This is a genomic window from Anaerophaga thermohalophila str. Valhall (assembly GCF_000250735.1).
Taxonomy (GTDB): domain Bacteria; phylum Bacteroidota; class Bacteroidia; order Bacteroidales; family Marinilabiliaceae; genus Anaerophaga; species Anaerophaga thermohalophila_A.
The window spans coordinates 1-3,650 of the sequence record NZ_AHZV01000285.1; the positions used below are offsets into that span (position 1 = coordinate 1).

Below are 3,650 nucleotides of genomic sequence, written 5' to 3' on the forward strand. Positions count from 1 at the left end.
GAAAATATTTTTGTGAGTTTATAGACACGCACTAATTAGTGTCTGTCCATAAAGTACCATTTACAGTGTTACGCTCGTCCGAAAATTACTCATTTACGATGGGTAAACTCCGTATTTTCGGGTTTCGCAAGCCTTGTAAATGACACTTTCTGAAGAGACACATGATTTGTTATAACTTTTCCCGACTTTATTGATGGGAACTAATTTGAACTATTATACAGGATGAACAGAGGTCCCATAACCATAAGATATGCCAGAGCACTGTTTGAGCTCGCCAAAGAAAGGAACGAACTGGACAGGCTGTATCAGGATTCTAAACTGCTTCTTGATCACTGTCTGAAGGTCAGAGATTTTTGTGCATTTCTTAATAATCCTGTTATAAAAGCATCCCAGAAGAAGAATGTGCTCAAAAAGGTTCTTTCAGGCGAACAGCACCCGCTTATGATCAGGTTTTTAGACCTTATCATTGATAAAAACAGAGAAAACTTTCTGCACGATATCATTATCTCTTTTGAGGATTTATACAAAAAACATAAGGGAATCAGAAGTGTTAAAGTTATCACTGCAGTTAAAATGGACCTGGATTACATGGACAAACTGCAAATTTACCTTGAACGCGAATTTGATAGACCCGTTGAAATCCAGAATCAGGTAAAGCCTGACATCATTGGGGGAGTAATTCTGGTTGTGGATGAGGAAATCATCGATAACAGTATTGGTCACCAGATAAAATTACTGAGAAATAAATTGTTGAGTTAAAAAACCATTTGAGATTGGGTTGACTCCGAACAATAGTGCAGGATAATATAAGACCTGAGCAAAAAGCAACAAACTGAATGCTTCCCGGGTATGTGTGCATGGATGCGGATTCTGGTCAGCTAACCGGTCTCCTCTTTTTTGAAGTTATTGCAGCGAACCCTGATTTTTTATTTGAGTTAGAGAAAAGAAATTTGATATGGAACAAATTCGTCCGTCGGAAGTCTCCGGAATAATTAAAAAAGAAATAGAAGGATTTCAATCGGCCACCGAGCTGGAGGAAGTGGGAACAGTGTTGCAGGTTGGCGACGGAATTGCCCGTGTTTACGGGTTGTCTAATGCCCGGTCGAACGAACTGGTGGAATTTGATAATTGTATGGGCGTTGTACTCAATCTGGAAGCCGATAGTGTAGGCGTTGTATTGTTAGGCGATTCCCAATTGGTATCTGAAGGGGATATCGTTAGGAGAACCAAAAGAATTGCGTCCATAAAAGTTGGAGACGGCATGGTTGGCAGAGTTGTTAATACCCTGGGAGAGCCTCTCGACGGGAAAGGAAGTATTCCCGGGCAGTTGTATGAGATGCCGTTGGAGCGCAAAGCACCGGAAGTTATTTTCAGGCAGCCGGTGAAGGAACCACTGCAAACCGGGCTGAAAGCCATTGATGCCATGACACCGATTGGACGTGGACAACGAGAATTGATTATCGGAGACCGTCAAACAGGAAAAACCGCCATAGCCATTGACACCATTATCAACCAGAGGCCGTTTTATGAGGCCGGCGATCCGGTTTATTGCATTTATGTGGCGATCGGACAAAAGGGCTCAACTGTGGCTCAAATTGTCAGCACCCTCCGTAAACATGGTGCCATGGACTATACTATCGTGGTTTCCGCGACGGCTTCAGACCCTGCTGCTATGCAGTTTTATGCTCCCTTTGCGGGAACCTCTGTGGGAGAGTACTTCAGAGATACCGGTCGACACGCACTCATTATTTACGACGATCTTTCCAAACAGTCGGTTTCTTATCGTGAAGTATCACTTCTGTTAAGGCGACCTCCCGGACGGGAAGCTTTCCCCGGCGATATCTTTTATCTGCACTCCCGCCTGTTGGAGAGAGCGGCCAAAATTATTGAATCGGATGTGGTGGCGGCCCGGATGAACGATGTCCCCGAATCATTAAAGGGGAAAGTCAAAGGAGGCGGTACTTTAACCGCTTTACCGATTATTGAAACCCAGGCAGGAGATGTTTCGGCCTACATCCCGACCAATGTTATTTCTATTACTGATGGTCAGATTTTTCTGGAGAATAACCTTTTCAATGCAGGTGTCCGTCCCGCTATCAACGTGGGTATTTCTGTTTCACGGGTTGGAGGTAATGCGCAGATCAAACCCATGAAAAAGGTGGCAGGGACTTTAAAACTCGATCAGGCCCAGTACCGCGAACTGGAAGCTTTTTCCAAGTTTGGCTCCGATCTCGATCCTGCAACCATGGCCGTGCTCGACAAGGGCAGAAAAAATGTTGAATTGCTCAAACAACCTCAGTATAAACCGGTGCCGGTTGAACAGCAGGTAGCTGTTATTTATTGCGGCACCAGAGGACTGCTTCGGGATGTCCCGATGGACAAAGTGAAAGATTTTGAAAGAGAGTTTATCGAAAATCTTCAACTAAGGCATTCCGATGTTTTAAAGAATATCTTATCGGGAAAATTTGACGATGAAATTACCGGCAAGATAGAGCAGGTAGCCCGCGATGTGGCATCTCAGTATAATAAAGATGAAGAGGAGGAATAAATATAAATGGCGAATTTAAGGGACATACGAACAAGGATTAGCGCCATCAAAACCACTCGCCAGGTGACCAGTGCTATGAAGATGGTTTCGGCAGCAAGGTTGAAGAAGGCCCAGGACGATGTTGATCATATTCGTCCCTATACTTCGCATCTTATTGGTATTATCAATGATATGGTTTCGGCGCATCCCGATATTAAGATTAATTACACTTTCCCTGGTAGGGGAGACAAAGTAGTGCTTTGGGTCGTTGCTTCAAACCGCGGATTGTGCGGCGCTTTTAATTCAAATGTAGTGAAAGCTGTTCAGGCTCTTTTAAGGACCGACCTGAAAGACGATTACAGGAAGGGAAATGTTGAAATCAGAGTCCTTGGGAAGCAGGCATGGAAAATGTTACGGTCAAGAAATATTATGCCGCATATATTGGAGGAAGGGCAGCTTGTTGATCCGGCATTTGCCAAGATATCCATGCTGGCTGATGAAATGATCGATGAATATGATCTGGGGATACTGAAAAAGTCGATTGTCATCTACAATGAATTTATCAATGCGGCAATACAGGAAGTGCAGGTTCAGCAGTTTCTGCCAATAAGTATTCCTGAAGTGAAACGAGATAAACCAATTTCGGAGTACATCCTTGAGCCCAACAGGCAAACAATTGTAGATACGCTGATGCCAAAAACCCTGAGGTCGTTTTTTTACCAGGTAGTGCTCGAGTCCATTGCTTCCGAGCACGGCGCCAGGATGACTTCCATGCATAAAGCTACCGATAATGCGACCGACCTTATCAGGGAACTCCAACTTTCGTATAATAAAGCCCGTCAATCGAACATTACCAATGAACTGATTGAGATTACTTCGGGAGCCGAGGCATTGAAGCGGTAGAAATTACCTGTGAGTGTGGTATCAATAGATCGTTAGATTATTAGATATAAGATTTAAGATGATTCGTATGCCATTGAAAATCTGCATTTTATTAAAGCAATCATCCTAAATGTAACCAATTGAATGCTATTGCTATTGTTAATGAGGATGCAAGAATTTAAAACAACAATGAGTTTGGCAACAAAGATGCTTTTTAGCCTGCTTTATTCATAAGTTTTTC

General features: G+C 43.2%; 3 protein-coding genes. All 3 read left to right on the plus strand.

All coding sequences use genetic code 11. From position 1 onward, the window contains the following. The first annotated feature begins 222 nt into the window (after positions 1-222). The 3 genes from atpH (at position 223) to atpG (ending at position 3,430) form a co-directional block, all read left to right on the plus strand. The gene (gene atpH, locus OQ5_RS0114920; RefSeq protein WP_016778251.1) at positions 223-759 is read left to right on the plus strand and encodes an ATP synthase F1 subunit delta; all 537 of its coding nucleotides are present in this window, start codon (positions 223-225) and stop codon (positions 757-759) included. Positions 760-955: 196 nt separating this feature from the next. Continuing rightward, a complete protein-coding gene (atpA, locus tag OQ5_RS0114925) occupies positions 956-2,548 on the plus strand; it encodes a F0F1 ATP synthase subunit alpha (RefSeq protein WP_016778252.1) in 1,593 nt (530 codons plus the stop codon). A 6-nt stretch (positions 2,549-2,554) separates the two neighbouring features. Beyond that, on the plus strand, positions 2,555-3,430 hold the full coding sequence (gene atpG, locus OQ5_RS0114930; RefSeq protein ID WP_026055320.1) for an ATP synthase F1 subunit gamma: 876 nt from the start codon (positions 2,555-2,557) through the stop codon (positions 3,428-3,430). Positions 3,431-3,650 lie beyond the last annotated feature (220 nt).

What these genes read in the sequence shown, in the direction of transcription:
- atpG (WP_026055320.1), top strand. Translation starts at nt 2,555, where the DNA reads ATGGCGAATTTAAGGGACATACGAACAAGGATTAGCGCCATCAAAACC.
- atpA (WP_016778252.1), top strand. Translation starts at nt 956, where the DNA reads ATGGAACAAATTCGTCCGTCGGAAGTCTCCGGAATAATTAAAAAAGAA.
- atpH (WP_016778251.1), top strand. Translation starts at nt 223, where the DNA reads ATGAACAGAGGTCCCATAACCATAAGATATGCCAGAGCACTGTTTGAG.